The following is a 16,438-nucleotide window of genomic DNA, read 5'->3' as shown; positions in this document are numbered from 1 at the left end:
GGGTCAGAGGCGCGGCAGGCGTGCGAGAAGGCGGCCGATCACGGACTGGCGCGGTTTCGCGGGCGTGCGTTTGGGCGGCGCGATCTGTCCCTGAATGGCGCGTTCTTCGGCGGTCAGACCATCGGTGTTGAACTGTAGCTTGTAGAGTTCGGCATAGATGCCGTCGCGGGCAAGCAATTCATCATGCGTGCCTTGATCGACGACGCGGCCCTTGTCCATGACCACGATCTTGTCGGCTTCGCGCACGGTCGAAAGTCGGTGCGCGATAACAAGTGTCGTGCGGCCTTTGGAAAGCCGGTCGAGCGCCTCTTGCACCACGGTTTCGGATTGCGCGTCGAGGGCGGAGGTGGCCTCGTCCAAAAGCAGGATGGGCGTGTTGCGCAGGAGCGCGCGGGCGATCACCACGCGCTGTCGCTGGCCGCCGGACAGGTTTGTGCCGCGCGGACCGACCTCTGTCTCGAGGCCATCGGAGAGCTTGGGCAGGAAGTCGGCGACATGGGCCGCTTTCAGCACCTTTTGGAGCCGCGCGTCTGGCACCTTGCTTTGGCCGAGGAGGATATTCTCGCGCAGGGTTTCGTCAAAGAGAAGCGCCTCTTGCGACACCACGGAGAACATGTCGCGCAGGTCGGGAATGGTCATCGCCCCGGCAGGCACACCACCGATCAAGGCTTTGCCGTCCTGTGGATCGACAAGCCGGGTCAGGACATTGAACACGGTGGATTTGCCGGCGCCGGACGCGCCGACGATGGCCGTTGTCTTGCCTGCTTCGGCGGTAAAGCTTGCCCCGTCGAGCACTTTGGTCTCGCCGTAGGAGAGGTGCACGTTCTCAAGCCGGATTTCCGGCACGCCGATGGGGGCAGGAACGGGTTTCGAAGGCGATTTGAGGCTCGGTTCGGCCTCAATCAACTCCTTGATGCGTTCGATGCCCGAGGCCGCGACCTGCCACATGCCGGAGATGCCGCCGAGGCGGCGCAGCGGTTCGAAGGCAAAGCCGATGGCGGTGAAGAAGGACATGAACTGACCGACGGTCTTTTCCCCGGCAATGATCTCTCCCCCGCCATAGATCAGCACAGCAAGGAAGCCGAGGCCGGCCATCACGTCCACCAGAGCGGTGATCGTTGCCGAGCCGAAGATGACGCGGATTTCAGAGCGGACATATTGCCCGGTGAGGTCGCGGAACTGCGAGGACTGGTAGTCTTCGAGGCGGTTGAGCTTGACTGGGATGATGCCGTGGAAAACCTCGTCGAGGCGGGTGGCGAGACGCGCGCCGAAATCGCGGGCTTTGCGCGCGTAGCGGCGCACAAAGCGTTGCGCGACCACCGAGGGCAGGACAAGGACCGGCGTGCCGATCAGGGCGACGAGGGTCCAGCGCCAGTCGACACTCACCGCAACCCCCATGAGGGCGATGAGAGAGATCGTATCGCGGCCCGCGCCGGTGATGATTGCGGACCAGACGGCGTTGATCGACTGCACGTCAGTCTGAACCCGTTGGATCAGGTAGCCGGGGGGGTGGGTCTGATGAAAGGTGCTGTCCTGGCGCATGATGCGGTCAAGCATCGTGGTGCGCACATCGGCGGCGGTATTCTGCGCGATATAGGTCAGGGTGACCTTCTGGATCATACCCGAGACGCCGCGGGTGATGAAGATCGCGAGGATTGTGAGGCCAACAGTCCAGAGCGCCGCCGCGCTTCCGGCGGCAAAGACATTGTCGAACATCGGCTTCATCATATAGCTCAGCGCGCCGAGCATGGAGCCTTCGATGCTCATGAAAACGAGGGCGATCAACAAGAGGCCGGTGTATTTGCGCAGGAAGTTCCGCCAGAGCCAGCGCATGAGCCCCTTGGGGGGCTGTTGCGGCGGGGTCTTGTCACTCTCGCTCGCAGTCTCGTTCACAGTCTTGCTCACGGTGGCTGGTCCCCTTGTCGGACATGGCGGCGGCGTCAGGCCGTCCGGCGACTTTGGCGCGGGGCGAGGCGTCTGTCCAGCCCGACCCGACTGCCGGGGTTGCCTACTGCAATGGCAGGCGCAGGGCAAGACCCGCTGCCGCACGGGCAAGAGCAGGAGGGAGATTGACCTTCTGACAGGACGGTTCCAATGTCACGCCGTTCCAAAGGAGTAACGCGTATGTCCCTTGCCAATGGCCGCCCTTACCTTGCCATTCCCGGCCCGTCTGTCACCCCGGAGCGGGTTCTGCGTGCGATGCACCGTTCCTCGCCCAATATCTACGAAGGCGACCTTGTCGAGATGACGCATGGGATCGTGCCGGATCTCAAGGCGATCGCAGGAACCGAGCACAATGCGACGATCTACATTGGCAATGGCCATGGTGCTTGGGAGGCGGCGCTTTCGAATGTCGTTGCGCCGGGCGACAAGGTCCTTGTTCCGGCCACGGGGCGGTTTGGCTATGGCTGGGCCGAGATGGCAGAAGGGATCGGGGCCGAGGTCGAGGTGATCGATTTTGGCGTGCAGGACGGCATGGACATGGCGCGCGTCGCCGACGTTCTAGCCGCCGATAAGCGGCACAAGATCAAGGCGGTGCTTGGCGTCCATGTGGATACGTCCTCTTCGATCCGCACCGATATGCGCGGACTGCGCAAGGCGCTTGATACGGCGGGACATCCCGCGCTTCTTATGGCGGATTGCATTGCCTCGCTCGGGTGTGACCGGTTCGAGATGGATGCCTGGGGCGTCGATGTGATGGTCGCGGCAAGCCAGAAAGGACTGATGGTGCCGCCGGGGCTTGGGTTCGTATTCTTCAACGACAAGGCGGCAGATGTGCGCCGCGCCATGCCACGGGTGAGCCGGTATTGGGATTGGACCCATCGGGCCAACCCGGATTTCTTCTATCAGTTCTTCTGTGGCACGGCACCGACGCATCACCTTTTTGGCCTGCGGGCTGCGCTCGACATGATCCACGAAGAGGGGCTGGAGGCGGTCTATGCCCGTCATGCCACCTTGGCCGAGGCGATCTGGGCCGCGGTTGAGGCATGGGGGCAGGGCGGTCCGATCCGCCTCAACGTGGCCGAGCGCGGCAAGCGGAGCCATGCCGTCACCTCGCTTCGCATTGGCGCACCGCATGGCACGGCGCTTCGGCGCTGGACCGAGCACGAGGCAGGGGTGACGCTTGGCATCGGGCTTGGCATGTCGACAGAGGACGACCCCAAGGGCGACGGGTTCTTTCGCTTTGGCCATATGGGCCATGTGAATGCGCATATGGTTCTCGGCATGCTTGCTTCGGTGCAGGCAGGGATGACGGCGATCGGTGTGCCCTTCGGCCCCGGCGGGATCGACGCCGCCGCCGAGGTCATCGCGAAAGGGTAAAGGCGGGAAAGGGCCGGGCGTTGAGCGGGGCGGGCCCTTTCGTCCGCGATCCCACCTATCCGAGATCGGCAAGCACCTTGGGCAGTTCTTCGGCAAGGCAGGCGATGTCCTGAGGACGGCCGCAGGAAATTCGGATGCAGCGGTTTTGCGGCGCGACAAAGGGCATGCGCACGAACACACCGCGCGCGACCAATCCTTCGAGCACGGCCTTGGCGTAGTCTGCATCGCGCCCGCAATCGACGGCGACGAAGTTCGTCGCTGACGGCAGCGCGGACAAGCCGTTCTCGGCGGCGATGCGGGTGATGTCCTCACGCGCTTTGGCGACGCGGGCGAGAGTTGTCTCGAGATAGGCCTGATCTGCCAGTGCGGCGCGCGCACCAGCCTGTGCGGCGCGGTTCATGCCGAAATGGTTGCGGATTTTATCGAAGGATTTGATCAAGTCGCGGGCGCCCATCGCATAGCCCACGCGTGCCCCGGCCATGCCGTAAGCCTTTGAAAAGGTGCGCATCCGGATGACGCGCGGATCTTCGATGTCGATCTCGGGCGCGGTGCCTTCGGGGGCAAAGTCGATATAGGCCTCATCGAGAAGAAGCAGCGTGCCCTCGGGCAGCGTATCAAGCGCAGCGAGGATAGTCTCGCCAGCGGTCCAGGAGGCCATGGGATTATCGGGGTTGGCGAAATAGACCAGTTTGGCATCCACTTCGGCCGCTTTGGCAATCAGCGCGGGGAGGTCTTCGTGGTCGTCGCGGTAAGGCACCTTGTGCAGCACACCACCATAGCCTGCCACGTGGTAGTTGAAGGTCGGGTAGGCACCATCGGAGGTCACCACCGCGTCGCCCGAACCGACCAGAAGCCGCACGAGATAGCCCAGAAGCCCGTCAATGCCTTCTCCGACAAGGATATTTTCCGGGGCGACCCCGTGATGATCGGCAAGCGCATGGCGCAGTTCGTGGCTGCTTGCGTCGGGGTATTTCCAGATCTCCCGCGCTTCAGCGCACATGGCCTCGATGGCTTTGGGTGAGGGGCCAAAGACGTTTTCATTGGCGCCGAGGCGGGCGTTGAAGGGCGCGCCACGCATGCGTTCCTGCACTTCGGGGCCGACGAAGGGCACGGTGGAGGGCAGGCTGGCGACAAGCGGGGTATAGCGTGGTTCAGTCATGGGCGGGAAGGTGGCGCAAGAGCCGGACAAAGGCAAGACGCGCTCTGCCCTCACGTCACAGTAGATTTCCGTGGATTTTGCGCGCCGGGCTGGGGCAGTCTTGCGGCAACCAGCCAGGAGGAAGCCCCATGTCCCGCGTATCGCTTGAGATCGAGACCCACATTGCCCGCGTCACCCTTACGCGGGGCGACAAGATGAACGCGCTTGATGCCGCGATGATTGATGGAATTATCGAGGTGGGACAGAGCCTTATCGGGCGGGAGGACATACGCGCCGTGGTCCTTCAGGGCGAGGGCGAGGCGTTCTGCGCGGGGCTTGATGTGGCGAGTTTCGGGGCACTGGCGCAGCAGGATCCGGCGGAGGTTCTGATGCCGCGGGAGCATGGAAATACCAATCGTTTTCAAGAGGTTTGCCTTGTTTGGCAGAAGATCCCTGTGCCGGTCATCGCAGCGCTCAAGGGCGTGTGTATCGGCGGCGGTTTGCAGATCGCGATTGGCGCGGACATTCGGGTTGCGGGGCGGGATACGCGGATGTCGGTGATGGAGATGAAATGGGGCTTGGTGCCGGATATGGGGGGGATGGTGATCCTGCCCAAGCTCTTGCGCTCGGATGTGCTCAGAAAACTGACCTATACCAATGAGTTGGTCGCGGCTGAGCAGGCCGAGGCCTGGGGTCTTGTGACCGAGATTGCCGACGATCCGGAAGCGCGGGCGATGGAGATTGCCACCGAGATCGCGGGCAAGAGCCCTTCGGCGATGCGAGCGGCCAAGCGGTTGATTTCCTTTGCGGAAACCAACATGAGCGACCCCGATGCCGTGCTTCTTGAAGAGAGCCGGGAGCAGGCGAATTTGATTGGCAAGCCGGACCAGATGGAGGTCGTGATGGCCAATATGCAGAAGCGGGCGCCTGTGTTCAAATAGGGGCAGGGGCCAGCCCCTCTTGGCCGCCGATTGGCGGCCAATTCACCCCGGGATATTTCCGGCAAGAGGAAGATTCTTAAAGGCACATCCAACGTCGGTATCACGTCGGTATTGCGTCGGTATAGCATCTGTGGCGATGGGTTAACGCAGCGGCCCGGTTAACGCAGAAACTTGCGGTAGGCGTCGCGTTCCATTTCGTAGCGCATTTCAAGATCGGCAATCTTGGCCATGAGGAATTTGCGGGTCTCAGGGTCGGTGCAGGCGGTATAGGCGCGGCGGGCCTCTTCGAGGTCTTCCTTCAAGGCAAATTCGCGCGGCACCACGCCGGCCTCGGCCATGATGCGGTGCCCGGCGGCGATTGCGGGGTCTTCAAAGGCATGCCGGTCGGGGAGGGGTTTGCCCTCGCCTTGCAAATCGCGCAGCGTTCCTTCGGCTTCGGCCTTGAGAATCTGGCGTTCGATGAGTCTTCGCAATCCGGCCAACATGGGGTCTAGTTTATCAGCCCTGCATCGCCTTGCGACCGAAAAGGAAGGTCAGGCAGGTGAGGGTGCCGAAGATGGTCATGGTCAGCGGGATCGCAGTATGGCTCCCGTCAAAGAGGACGGTGGCCAGCGCCGCGCCGCCCGCGCCAAAGGCCATCTGCATCGAGCCCATGAGGGAGGCGGCAAAGCCGGGGTATTCGCCCGCCGGTTCCATGGCGAGGGCGACGGAGGTGGGCAAGAGCATGCCGAAGCCCATCACGTAGAGACAGACTGCGGCCCAGAACAGCGGCAGGCCCGGCGTCAGGGTCGTCACCAGCCCGGCAAAGAGCGTCGCCAGCGCCATCAGCCCCACGGCGAGCGCGTTGACGCGGGCGACGGCGATGCGGCCGAGCAAGGCGCGGATCGTCAGTGCGCCGATCGTGTTGGCGAGGGCTGCCAGCGCGAAGAGAGAGCCGAAGGCCTGAGGCGAGACGGCATAGACGGTTTCGGTCAGCACCGCGCCGACCGAAAGCATGGCGGAATAGCCTGCGAAGGCGAGGCTTCCCATGAACATCGGCACCCGGAAGGCGCGCAGGGCAAAGAGCCTCTGCGAGGCGGTGGAGACGAAACGGAAAGAGAAGCGGTCGGGGCGGCGTGTGCCGGAGGTCTCGCGCAGCACGAAGAGCGCATAGGCGAGGAAGAGGGTCGAGAGACAGCCGAGCGCCCAGAAGATCGCGCGCCATTCAAAGAGAACGAGCAGGCCGGAGCCAAGCACCGGGGCGATCAGCGTGGCGATGGTCACGATGGCCATGAGCACGGCGAGGAGGCGGGCGGCTTCGTTGCCTGTCAGCTCGTCGCGCACCATGGCGCGGGCGATGACGGGGGTGCCGCCCATGAGGCCCTGAAGCGCGCGAAGGGCGATCAGACTCTCGAAGGTCGGGGCCATGGCGCAGGCGAACGTCACCAGCGTGAAGCCCGAGAGCGACAGGATCAGAGCGCGGCGACGGCCAAAAGCATCGGAGAACAGGCCCCAGAACAGCTGACCCACGGCGAAGGCGAGGAAATAGGCCCCGACGAGCAGCGCGCCGAGCGCCTCGTCCACGCCGAAATCACGCGCGACGACGGCGGTCGCGGGGAGAACGATATCGATGGAGATCGCGGTCAGGGCGGTGATGCCGCCGAGAAAGAGAACACCATCGGGCCGGTCGAGCGTGGATTTGGTCATCATATGCCCCGCGAGGTTGGGTTGGAGGAGATCACGGTTGGCGGCGGCGGGCGTGATTGGTTGTCATGTTAACGATATTGCGGGCTGTTGAGAAGGCCCGAAATAGCAAAGCCCCGCGCGACCGGGAGGTCAGGCGGGGCGATGTCATGTCTTGGGCCGATCAGTCCAGTTCTGCGAGACGGTCGAGTGCCGAACGGATGCGGGCCTCTTCCTCTTCGCGGGCGGCGAGGTTCTCGCGCGCTTCCTCGACCACCTCGTCAGGGGCGGATTCGACGAACTTCGGATTATTGAGGCGACCGCGCAGACCGCCGAGTTCCTTGGCGAGCTTGCCGAGGGTTTTCTCGAGACGGGCCTTTTCGGCGTCGATGTCGATGATATCCGCCAGCGGCAGGCCGAAGGTGCCGCCATCGACGGTCACGGTAATGGTGCCTTTGGGGAAGTCGGTGACGTCGGTCAGGCTGTCGATACGGGCGATCTTTTTGATGAGGGTCTCATTGCGTGCCCATGCGGCCTTGCCTGCCTCGTCAAGTTCGCTGACGAGCATGGGGATCTTGAGACCGGCGGGCACGTGCATCTGCGAGCGCGCCGAGCGGACGTTCTCGATCACGGAAATGACCCAGTTCATCTCGCGGTCGGCATGGGCGTCGACGAGATCGGCGGCGTTATAGGTCGGCCAGTCGGCATGGACGAGCATGCCATCGCGCTTGGCGGTGACGTCCCAGAGTTCCTCGGTGATGAAAGGCATGATCGGGTGCAGCATGATGAGGCACTGATCGAGAACCCAGCCCATGGTGTTGCGGGTTTCGGCCTTGGTTGCGTCATCCTCGGAGTTGAGGAGGGGCTTGGCGAATTCCACGTACCAGTCGCAGACCTTGCCCCAGACAAAGGCATAGAGGCCGAGGGCGGCATCGTTGAAGCGGAAGGTGTCAAAGGCTTCATCCACCGTTTCGCGAACCTTAGCGGTCTCGCCGATGATCCAACGGTTCACCGTGGCGGTGGCGACGGGAATATCGGAGGTGGGGGCGCCGCCGACATAGACCTCGTTCATTTCGGCAAAGCGCACGGCGTTCCAGATCTTGGTGCCGAAGTTGCGGTAGCCTGCGATGCGTTGCATGTCGAGTTTCAGCACGCCGCCGAGCGAGGCCATGGCGGCATTGGTGAAGCGCAGAGCGTCGGCGCCGTATTCGTCGATGATCTCGAGCGGGTCGATGACGTTGCCTGTCGACTTGGACATCTTCTTGCCCTTGGCGTCGCGCACGAGGCCGTGGAGATAGACGGTGTCGAAGGGGATTTCGTCGGTGACGGCGAGTTGCATCATCATCATCCGGGCGACCCAGAAGAACAGGATGTCCTGACCGGTGATGAGGGTCGAGGTCGGGAAGTATTTCGCCAGCTCCTCGGTCTCTTCGGGCCAGCCGAGCGTGCCGATGGGCCAAAGGCCGGAGGAGAACCAGGTGTCGAGCACGTCCGGGTCACGCCAGACGGGATAGACGAGCTTGGTCGGGTCTTGGGTCGTCTCGTAGGCGGCGAGGCTTTCGGCCAGCGCGTGGCGCGCGGCGGCGCGGTCTTCGACCTCGACCACGGTGGCGTGGTTGAGGGGAGTCGGCAGGCCTGCGAGCACGTCGGCGAATTGCGTTTTCACCGCGTCGAAATCATGCGCGCAGTGGTGGCGTTCGTCGCCGCGCAGGAGGGATTGCTCGGAGAGCAGGCGGCCCATTTCCACGAGATCGAGCGCGCCGTCGCCTTCATCATCCGAGAAGCCTTCGGCGGAGAGGTCGAAACCGTACCAGACCGGGATCTGGTGGCCCCACCAGAGCTGGCGGGAGATGCACCAGGGTTCGATGTTCTCGAGCCAGTGATAATAGGTTTTCTCACCCGATTCCGGCAGGATCTTTACCCGGCCATCGCGCACGGCGTCGAGCGCCGGGCCGACAACCTTTTCGGCATCGACGAACCATTGGTCGGTCAGCATCGGTTCGATGACGACCTTGGAGCGGTCGCCGAATGGCTGCATGATCGGTTTGCTTTCGACGAGCGGCACCATGCCGCCATCGAAGCAGACTTTGCCGTCGGAATCGTCCGGCTCGCCGGGGATCATCACGGCGAGGCCTTCGGAGGTGATCTGCTCGACCACGATCTTGCGGGCTTCGAAACGGTCAAGGCCGCGGATGTCTTCGGGGACGAGGTTGATCGCGTCGACCTCGTTCTCGGTAAAGCTCGCGCCCTTGGCATAGTTTTGGGCCTTCTCGGCCTCTTCGGCGTAGGGCGCACCGTCGGCGCGCATGTGGCCCTTCATGTCCATCAGGCGATACATCGGGATGCCGCCACGGCGCGCGACCTGATAGTCGTTGAAGTCATGTGCGCCGGTGATCTTCACCGCGCCAGAGCCGAAATCGGGGTCGGGATATTCGTCGGTGATGATCGGGATCAGGCGGCGGTGTTCCTTGGGGCCGACCGGAATCTCGCAGAGCTTGCCGACGATGGGTGCGTAACGTTCGTCCGACGGGTGCACCGCGACCGCGCCATCGCCGAGCATCGTCTCGGGGCGGGTTGTGGCGATGGAGATGTAATCGCGCTCTTCCTCGAGCAGGACATTGCCGTCCTCGTCTTTCTCGACATAGGTATAGGTCGCGCCGCCCGCGAGCGGGTATTTGAAGTGCCACATGTGGCCCGCGACCTCGATATTCTCAACCTCGAGATCGGAGATGGCGGTTTCAAAATGGGGATCCCAGTTCACGAGGCGTTTGCCGCGATAGATCAGGCCCTTGTTATACATGTCCTCGAAGACCTTGAGCACGGCATCGTGGAAATTGCCGTGGCTCTCGGACTCGGGCGCACCCGGCGCGCCGGACATGGTAAAGGCGGTGCGGTCCCAGTCACAGGAAGCGCCGAGGCGCTTGAGCTGATTGACGATGGTGCCGCCGGATTGCTCTTTCCATTCCCAGACCTTCTCGAGGAATTTCTCGCGTCCCAACTCGGTGCGGGAGGGCTGTTGATCCTGCGCCAGCTTGCGTTCGACAACCATTTGCGTCGCGATGCCGGCGTGGTCGGTGCCGGGCTGCCAGAGCGTGTCGTAGCCCTGCATCCGCTTCCAGCGCATCAGGATGTCCTGAAGCGTGTTGTTGAAGGCGTGGCCCATATGCAGAACGCCGGTGACGTTCGGGGGCGGGATCATGATGCAATAGGTGCTTGCGCCGGGCTTGGCATTCGCGCCCGCCGTGAAACAGCCCGCCTTTTCCCAAGCCGCGTAGAGGCGGCCCTCGGCTTCGGCTGCGTTGAAGGTTTTTTCCATCGCCATGTGTCTTGATCCTGCTTGATCCACGAGTTGGCAAACCCTTAGCGAATGGGGCGCGCAAGGGAAAGGTGGGGGGGCGATTTTCTTGACCTTCGCGCCGCTTCGCCGGAAGGTCACAGCAAGGAGAAACGCCATGACAGCAGTGACCACATGGGAAAGCGGACCGGTTGAGGGGCGCGCAGGGTATTCTTGGCGGCACTATGACCTTGCCGAAGCGGGCGCAGAGGCGGCGCTTGCGGCAGAGGGGCTTGATCCACTGGTTTTCGCGGCTTTGACGGCGCCGGAAACACGGCCAAGATGCGCGGCCCACGGGGATGGGTTGCTGGTCAACCTGCGGGGTGTGAATCTCAACCCCGGCGCGGAGCCGGAGGATATGGTGTCGCTTCGACTTTGGGTTACCAGCGCGGGCGTGATCTCGGCGCAGTTGCGACGGCTTCGGGCGCTTGGCGATGTGCGCGAGGGGCTTGAGCGGGTGCCGCCCGATGGCCCGGCAGAGCTTGTGGCGCGGATTGCCTTGCGGCTTGCAGATCGGGCCGAACCGGTGGTGGCCGATCTCAACGAGGCGATTGACGGTCTCGAGGACGAGATGGAGGACGGTAGCGGGCAGGTGACGCGCGCCGAGCTTTCGCAATTGCGCCGTCGCGCGGTGCAGCTTCGTCGGTATTTCTTTCCCCAGCGCGATGCGCTCAGCACCTTTGAGATCGAGGATGCCACATGGATCAGGCCGCATGACCGGCTCCGCCTGCGCGAGGCAACAGAGCGGGTGACGCGGATTGGCGAGGAATTGGACGCGATCCGCGACCGGGCGCAGCTTGTCCAAGAGCAGATCATGGACGCGCGGGCCGAGCGGATGAACCGGCAGATGATGGTGCTTTCGGTGGCGGCGGCGCTGTTCCTGCCGCTAGGCCTTATCACCGGGCTTTTGGGGATCAATGTCGCGGGGATACCGGGAACCGAGACGCCTTGGGCCTTTTGGGCGGTTTGTGCGCTTCTTGTCGTGGTCAGCGTCGGGCAGATTTGGGCATTTTGGTGGATCGGGTTGATCGGGCGGCGGCGGGACTAGGCCCGCTCAGGCGCGGCGGCGGTCGAGTTTCGTCGCCAGGTGGATGAGGCTTTCGGAACTCCTCACGCCGCGGGTTTCTCCAATGCGATCAAGGGTTTCGTCAAGTTCCGCCGTGCTTTCGGCAGCCAGTTCCACGACCAGATCGACACGACCCGAAGAGGTATGCACGGTTTCCACAGCCGGGAGGGTCTTGAGCTTTTGCAGAACCGAGGGGCCGCTTCGAAGTTCGATGGACAGAAGCGCCGTGGCGCGGATGCGCGGGCGGGCCACATCGCCGAGGCGCAGGGTATAGCCCGCGATGGCGCCGCTTGCCTCGAGCCGGTCGAGCCGCGCCTGCACCGTGGTGCGCGCAAGGCCAAGGCGGCGGGCGAGCATGGCGATCGGCATCCGGGCGTTTTCCGATAGCAGCGCGAGAAGGGCGTGGTCTGTGTCGTCGATTTGCATGTCTGATGTGTCAATCTGCCGAAAGTTTCCTGCAATTTAGCGGAAATGACACGTGAAATCGACCGAAATTCGCTTCACGCTTTAAGGAAACAGGATTGAGGTAAACCGATGCGCAGCGATCAGGCCTTTTGGCCGAGCCCAGAAACCTATGTCATTCGCAACCGCCCTGACCGGCCCGTCTTGTGCTTTGCACCGGACGTATTGCAAGCCACTGCGCGGCGTTTTCTTGAAGGGTTTGAGGGGCTTGTGACCTATGCGGTCAAGGCCAATGACGATCCGGCGGTGCTTGCCAATCTGGCGGCGGCAGGGATCGAGGCGTTTGACGTGGCCTCGCCCGCCGAAATGTCACGGGTGCGTGACGTGATGGGCGATGCGGTGCTGCATTATCACAACCCGGTGCGTTCGAGCGACGAGATCGCCGCAGGGGTGCAGCACGGCATCGCGAGCTGGTCTGTGGATTGTCCGCAGGAACTCGCCAAGCTCGCAGAGGTGCCGCGCGCAGACACGGAGATTGCCGTGCGCCTGCGCCTGCCCGTGAAGGGCGCGGCCTATGATTTTGGCGAGAAGTTCGGTGCCGACCCAGAGGCCGCGGTGGCGCTTTTGCAAGAGGCAGAGGCGATGGGGTTCGCGGTCTCGCTCACCTTTCACCCCGGCACGCAATGCGCCGACCCAGAGGCCTGGGCGGTGTATGTCGAGGCGGCGGCGGAGGTGGCGGCGCGGGCGGGCGCGCGCTTGCGCCGGCTCAACGTGGGCGGCGGGTTTGCGGCGCATCGCGGCGGGGTCGCGCCGGATCTTGAGGCGATTTTCGACCGGATCAAGGGCGCGATGGCAGCGTTTGGCACCGACCGCCCGGCACTTGTTTGCGAGCCGGGACGGGCGATGGTGTCCGAGGCTTTCACGGCGGTGTTCCGCGTCAAGGCACTGCGCCGGGAGGGGGCGGTGTTCCTGAACGATGGTATCTATGGCGCGCTCGCGGAATGGCGCGATATCGGCGCACCGGGACGGATTGCGGTGATGGGACCGGACGGGACGCGGCGCCGGGGCAAGGGCCGGGCGCGGGTTGTCTTTGGGCCGACCTGTGACTCGCTTGACCGGCTTCCCGAGCCGCTGGCCCTTCCCGACGACATGGCCGAGGGCGACTACCTCATGGTGTCGGGCATGGGGGCCTACACGGCGGCGATCTCCACCGGGTTCAACGGCTATGGGCGTCACGATCTTGTGACGGTCACGGGCAGCTAAGGCGCGTCCCTTGTCCTGCCCAGTGCGGCGTTCTTATATTGAAACGAGGGGCAGTCCCGCGAAGGAGACGGGCGGATGGCACTTAGGGCGTTTGGCAAACGGGTTCTTGGATGGTTCGGCAAGGCATTGCGCACCGAACACAGTCCGGCCTCGCCGCGCCGTGGGCCACAGACCCATGTCATCATCCTTGACGGCACCATGTCGACGCTTGATCCCGGTCATGAAACCAACGCTGGTCTGACCTATCGCCTATTGCAGGAGATGGGCGGTGCGGTGTCGATCTACTATGAGGCGGGGGTGCAATGGGCCAACTGGCGCACAACGCTTGATGTGATGATGGGGCGCGGCCTCAACGGACAGATCCGGCGCGCCTATGGGTTCCTCGCCTCGCGCTACAGGCCGGGCGACCGGGTTTTCCTCATGGGCTATTCGCGCGGTGCCTTTGCGGTGCGTTCGCTTGCCGGGATCATCGACCGGGTGGGCCTTTTGCGGGCAGGCTGCGCCACCGAGCGCAATGTGCGCCAGGCCTACCGGCTCTACGAGGGCAATCCAGAGGGCGATGCGGCGCGCGCCTTTGCAGCCCATTATTGCCATGACGCCGTGGCGATCGAGATGGTCGGCGTCTGGGACACGGTCAAGGCGCTGGGCCTGCGTTTGCCGCTTCTGTGGCGGCTCACAGAGGAGCGCCACGCCTTTCACAGCCATGCCCTTGGCCCGAGCGTGTTGCACGGGTTCCACGCGCTTGGCCTTGATGAGACACGCGAGGTCTTTGCCCCGGTGCTTTGGAAAAGCCGCGCGGACTGGCCGGGCCATGCCGAGCAGGTCTGGTTTCGTGGCACGCATGGCGATGTCGGTGGACAGCTCGGCGGTATGGAGGCGGCGCGCCCGCTCGCCAATATCCCGCTGGTGTGGATGCTTGAGAAGGCAGAGAGCTGTGGTCTGCCCTTGCCTGAGAACTGGCGCAGCCGGTTTCCCTGTGACCCGACCGCACCCTCGGTGGGCACGTGGCAGGGCTGGGGCAAGCTCTTCCTGTTCCGGCGCAAGCGGAGCGTCGGGCTTGACCCGTCGGAGCATGTCCATGCAACTGCGGCTGCCGCACTCGACCCGTCCCGCGCAGAAACGGTGCGTTTCGCGGAGTGATCCGGCAGCGCCGAAGATTTCAAGCCTCCGGCGGGAGTATTTCACCAGAGAAGAAGCCGGGCGCGCGCCCTTTTCCTAAAGCGTTTCGCCTTCTCTTTGTGCCTCAAGGAGACGTTGAAGCGCTTTAGTCGTGGAATGTGGTGAATTCAGGCAGTGCGGCGCGCGCGGTGCGGAAGGCGTTGGCGGGGTGGTCGCGGTCTTCGTAGCCAAAGGAGATCGCGGCGAGGATGCGTTCTTCTTCCGGGATGGCGAAATGGGCGCGCACGGTCTCGGCGTAAAAGGCGATGGCGGCCTGCGGCACGGTGGCGATCCCTTGGGCTTCGGCCGAGAGGCAGAAGGCGGTGATGAAGCCGCCGCAATCGAGCGCGCCATAGGGGCCAAGTTCGGTTGCCGTGGTGATGAGGGCGACGTGCGGTGCGCCGAAGAAGGCGTAATTCTCGCGCATCTGGGCCACGCGGGCCTGTTTGTCGCCGCGCCCGATCCCGACCGCTTCGTAGAGTTGCATGCCACAGGTCTGGCGGCGCTCCTTGCGCGCGCCAGTGTAGCCGTCGGGGAAGGGGAAATCGGGGGCGGGGCGTTCGGTATCGAAGGCCTTGAGCATCACCGCGCGGAAGGCGTCGGTCGCCGCGCCGGAAGTCAGGTGCACGTTCCACGGCTGGGCATTGCACCAAGACGGCACGCGGCCCGCGTCGCGCAGGATGGTGTCAATCACGTCGCGGGGCACCGGATCGGCGCGGAAGGCGCGACAGGAGTGGCGCGCGGCGAGCAGGTCTTGCAGGGCTTGGTGTTGGGTCATGTCACTTATTGGTTCTGGGCGATGATATAGCCGAGCCCGGCGGCGACAAGCGCGCCAAGGATCATGGCGAAGGCGATCTTCCATGCCGACCAGGGGCGCTCGCCCTGCACGCGGCCGGTTTGACCGTTGACGACAAAGCGGTAGGTCTTGCCGCGGTATTTATAAGCGGCGAGCCAGACCGGCAGTAGGATGTGTTTGAAGGTCACGTCGGAGACTGTGGTGTCGATGCGGTGCACCTGTTGCCGGTCGCCGCCGATGTCAAAGCGCACGTCGCGTTCGATGGTGCGGTCCATGATGGCGCGGGCCTCACCGTAGCCTTCGTCGAGCGGCACGGTATAGGCCTCGGCGCGAAAACCGGCGAGGTATTCGGGGCTATAGGGGATCAGATGCGAGAGATCCCAAGGCTGTAGCGCGTCGGTATAGCGTTTGGGCAGGGCGCGCGAGGCGAGGACGAGCACATCATCGAAGAACCGCGCGGTGCGGCCCGAGACCGGGGTCCAGCGGATTTTCTGCACTTGGCGTTGTTGCGGCTTGCCATCGACCATGACGGTGCGGGTCACGTAGTAGATCGTGCCGCGCTGGCCGGAGTAGGAGGATTTGGTATCGGCGTCATAGGTCCAGTAGGGGGTATAGATGCCCTGCATCCGACGGCCCTTGCGGGCATAGTCCTTAAGGCCACTCGGGGCGAACCAGAGGCGGCCGAGCCAGTCATTCATGGCGTTATGGGCGGCGCGTTCGCTCCAGGAAAAGGGCAGCACGGCGCGGGGTTTGATATGGCGATTGGCGCCGGTGTCGGCGACGACGGGCGTGGCGCAGAAGGGGCATTCAACAGCGTGGGTTGCGGGGTCGAATTCCACCGAGGCGCCGCAATTGGGGCAGGAGGCGGTGCGGGTTTCCTCGATCTCCTGCGCCGGGAGCTGATCGTTGAGGGCGGCGCGGAAGTCCAGCTCGCGGATGCGCTCCCCTTCGTCCTGCATCGCGATGGTGTGGCCGCAATGGTCACAGGTCAGGGTGCCTTTGTCGGGGTCGAAGCGGTAGTCGGCGCCACATTGATCGCAAGGAAAGCGATGCGTTTCCTCGGGCGTGGGGGGCGGCGGTGGGATGTCGGACATCGGGATTTCATGCCTCCGGCGGGAGTGTTTTCGCAAAGATGAAGCCAGTCGGGGCAGATGTGCAAGGGGCGGTGTGCCCCTTGCGGGGTCTTACAGTTTAGGCACCCGGCGGGGGTGGCGGGAGGATGGTGAAGAGCTGGGCCAGTTCGGCCACGTCCTCGGCGCGCATCCAGCCGTCCTGACCGGGGGTCCAGACATGGGTTTCGCGGGTGAGCTTCCCTTCGGTCGCCATACGGCCCATCGCAGCCTTGGAAAACGGACCT

Annotated in this window: 14 protein-coding genes; 5 read left to right on the top strand and 9 right to left on the bottom strand. The window is 63.9% G+C overall.

The genetic code is table 11. From position 1 onward, the window contains the following. Positions 1-3: 3 nt before the first annotated feature. The gene (locus MK745_RS18265) at positions 4-1,833 is read right to left on the bottom strand and encodes an ABC transporter ATP-binding protein (RefSeq protein ID WP_243614662.1); all 1,830 of its coding nucleotides are present in this window, start codon (positions 1,831-1,833) and stop codon (positions 4-6) included. 291 nt (positions 1,834-2,124) lie between these two features. Between MK745_RS18265 and MK745_RS18260 the strand changes: the two genes are divergently transcribed. Next, positions 2,125-3,321, top strand: coding sequence for a pyridoxal-phosphate-dependent aminotransferase family protein (locus MK745_RS18260; protein ID WP_243614639.1), 1,197 nt, complete (start codon positions 2,125-2,127; stop codon positions 3,319-3,321). A gap of 55 nt (positions 3,322-3,376) precedes the next feature. Here MK745_RS18260 and MK745_RS18255 read toward each other — a convergent pair whose 3' ends face one another. Continuing rightward, complete coding sequence (locus MK745_RS18255; RefSeq protein ID WP_243614638.1) at positions 3,377-4,480, bottom strand: pyridoxal phosphate-dependent aminotransferase; 1,104 nt, start codon at positions 4,478-4,480, stop codon at positions 3,377-3,379. Between the two features lie 128 nt (positions 4,481-4,608). Here MK745_RS18255 and MK745_RS18250 point away from each other — a divergent pair, with 128 nt between their 5' ends. Continuing rightward, positions 4,609-5,400 (top strand): crotonase/enoyl-CoA hydratase family protein, encoded by a 792-nt coding sequence (locus MK745_RS18250; protein ID WP_243614637.1) that lies wholly within the window; start codon positions 4,609-4,611, stop codon positions 5,398-5,400. A gap of 158 nt (positions 5,401-5,558) precedes the next feature. On the opposite strand, the gene MK745_RS18245 is transcribed toward MK745_RS18250, so the two are convergent. The 3 genes from MK745_RS18245 to MK745_RS18235 form a co-directional block, all read right to left on the bottom strand. Beyond that, positions 5,559-5,885 (bottom strand): DnaJ family domain-containing protein, encoded by a 327-nt coding sequence (locus MK745_RS18245; RefSeq protein ID WP_243614636.1) that lies wholly within the window; start codon positions 5,883-5,885, stop codon positions 5,559-5,561. 13 nt (positions 5,886-5,898) lie between these two features. Next, positions 5,899-7,086: an MFS transporter gene (locus tag MK745_RS18240; protein WP_243614635.1), complete on the bottom strand. Its 1,188-nt coding sequence runs from the start codon at positions 7,084-7,086 to the stop codon at positions 5,899-5,901. 160 nt (positions 7,087-7,246) lie between these two features. Further along, on the bottom strand, positions 7,247-10,384 hold the full coding sequence (locus tag MK745_RS18235) for a valine--tRNA ligase (RefSeq protein ID WP_243614634.1): 3,138 nt from the start codon (positions 10,382-10,384) through the stop codon (positions 7,247-7,249). A gap of 130 nt (positions 10,385-10,514) precedes the next feature. Between MK745_RS18235 and MK745_RS18230 the strand changes: the two genes are divergently transcribed. Continuing rightward, positions 10,515-11,444 (top strand): zinc transporter ZntB, encoded by a 930-nt coding sequence (locus MK745_RS18230; RefSeq protein ID WP_243614633.1) that lies wholly within the window; start codon positions 10,515-10,517, stop codon positions 11,442-11,444. A gap of 6 nt (positions 11,445-11,450) precedes the next feature. Here the strand turns inward: MK745_RS18230 and MK745_RS18225 are convergent, their stop codons facing one another. Continuing rightward, positions 11,451-11,888 carry an Lrp/AsnC family transcriptional regulator gene (locus MK745_RS18225; RefSeq protein WP_243614632.1) on the bottom strand — a complete coding sequence of 146 codons (438 nt, stop codon included), beginning with the start codon at positions 11,886-11,888 and terminating at the stop codon, positions 11,451-11,453. Between the two features lie 108 nt (positions 11,889-11,996). Between MK745_RS18225 and MK745_RS18220 the strand changes: the two genes are divergently transcribed. Next, a complete protein-coding gene (locus tag MK745_RS18220) occupies positions 11,997-13,127 on the top strand; it encodes an alanine racemase (RefSeq protein ID WP_243614631.1) in 1,131 nt (376 codons plus the stop codon). 75 nt (positions 13,128-13,202) lie between these two features. Beyond that, on the top strand, positions 13,203-14,267 hold the full coding sequence (locus MK745_RS18215) for a DUF2235 domain-containing protein (protein ID WP_243614630.1): 1,065 nt from the start codon (positions 13,203-13,205) through the stop codon (positions 14,265-14,267). Positions 14,268-14,391: 124 nt separating this feature from the next. On the opposite strand, the gene MK745_RS18210 is transcribed toward MK745_RS18215, so the two are convergent. From MK745_RS18210 to MK745_RS18200, 3 genes are all read right to left on the bottom strand, one after another. Beyond that, positions 14,392-15,063, bottom strand: coding sequence for a nitroreductase (locus MK745_RS18210; protein WP_243614629.1), 672 nt, complete (start codon positions 15,061-15,063; stop codon positions 14,392-14,394). Positions 15,064-15,068: 5 nt separating this feature from the next. Beyond that, entirely contained in the window at positions 15,069-16,175 is a 1,107-nt protein-coding gene (locus MK745_RS18205; protein ID WP_243614628.1) for a TFIIB-type zinc finger domain-containing protein, read from the bottom strand. A gap of 97 nt (positions 16,176-16,272) precedes the next feature. After that, on the bottom strand, positions 16,273-16,438 hold a 166-nt coding region (locus MK745_RS18200), incomplete at its 5' end, for a DUF4339 domain-containing protein (RefSeq protein WP_243614661.1).

Origin of the sequence: Shimia aestuarii (assembly GCF_022814865.1) — a bacterium.
Lineage (GTDB): Bacteria > Pseudomonadota > Alphaproteobacteria > Rhodobacterales > Rhodobacteraceae > Shimia > Shimia aestuarii_A.
This window is presented reverse-complemented; position numbering and strand designations above follow the sequence as displayed.